General features: G+C 43.1%; 1 protein-coding gene. It reads right to left on the bottom strand.

Translation table 11 applies throughout. The annotated features are described in order from the left end of the window. The coding region (locus A3757_RS02865) for a chromosome segregation SMC family protein (protein WP_156506134.1) at nt 1-838 on the bottom strand (838 nt) is incomplete at its 3' end. Nucleotides 839-1,132: the final 294 nt, after the last annotated feature.

Below are 1,132 nucleotides of genomic sequence, written 5' to 3'. Positions count from 1 at the left end.
CAAGTTCAGTACGCAGCACATCCACTTTGTTTTCATTGCTATTCTTAGCAATAACGGCATCTTCTATTTCTTTTTCATATTTAACAGACAGATCGGACTTGCCCGATAGGTCCTGATCGAGAAGATCCCAATATACAAAATGAAGTTTTGCAGAGAGTAGACGTTCTTCTTTCTTGAATTCAGTATAACGTTCAGCTGCATTTGCTTGCCGTTTAAGGTGCTGAAGCTGCTTACCAAGTTCTTCACGAATATCGGCCAAGCGATCAAGATTGTCCTGAGTTCGACGCATACGGTTTTCTGTCTCTCTGCGACGCTCTTTATATTTGGATATTCCTGCTGCTTCCTCGAGATATACGCGAAGCTCTTCAGGCTTGGACTCGATTAAGCGGGATATCATCCCCTGCTCAATAATTGCGTAAGATCGAGGCCCCATTCCCGTACCGAGGAAAATATCAGTAACATCTCTTCTTCGGCACTTAGTGCCATTTAAGTAGTATTGAGAGCTACCTTCTCTTGTGACCTTCCGCTTTATTGATATCTCAGTGAATGAAGCATACTCACCACTCAGCTTGCCTTCCTGATTTTCGAACAACAACTCGATCGATGCTTGTCCGACGGGCTGTCTACCGGTAGAGCCATTAAAGATAACATCAGTCATCGACTCGCCACGAAGGTTCTTTGCCGAACTTTCACCCATCACCCAACGAACAGCGTCGATAATGTTTGATTTACCACACCCGTTAGGCCCAACGATAGCGGTCATATTGGTAGAAAAAGGAACCGTCGTCGCATCTACGAAAGATTTAAATCCGGCTAACTTAATGGACTTTAAGCGCATTGCTCAGAAAGTGCTCCAAAACTAATAAATGGGTTTTCAAAAATTTTCGCTATTATCTACGGTTCAAGGCGCTATTTCTATCAATATGTTGAGAATATCGACGAAGCAAGTGGCGACGCACTGCCGTGACGGCCTTTAGAGGCCGAATATTGAGACATTTTTTTGACGAACCGGCAAGCCGCAACGCAACAAATCGCGTCAATAGTTTGTTCAATCACATCCAAAGCATTGTTTATAAGCTGTTTTTCTGGCTTGGCCCACAATTTGTATTAATTAACAATACTGGAACATTAT

It is taken from the genome of Oleiphilus sp. HI0117 (assembly GCF_001635235.1).
This window is presented reverse-complemented; position numbering and strand designations above follow the sequence as displayed.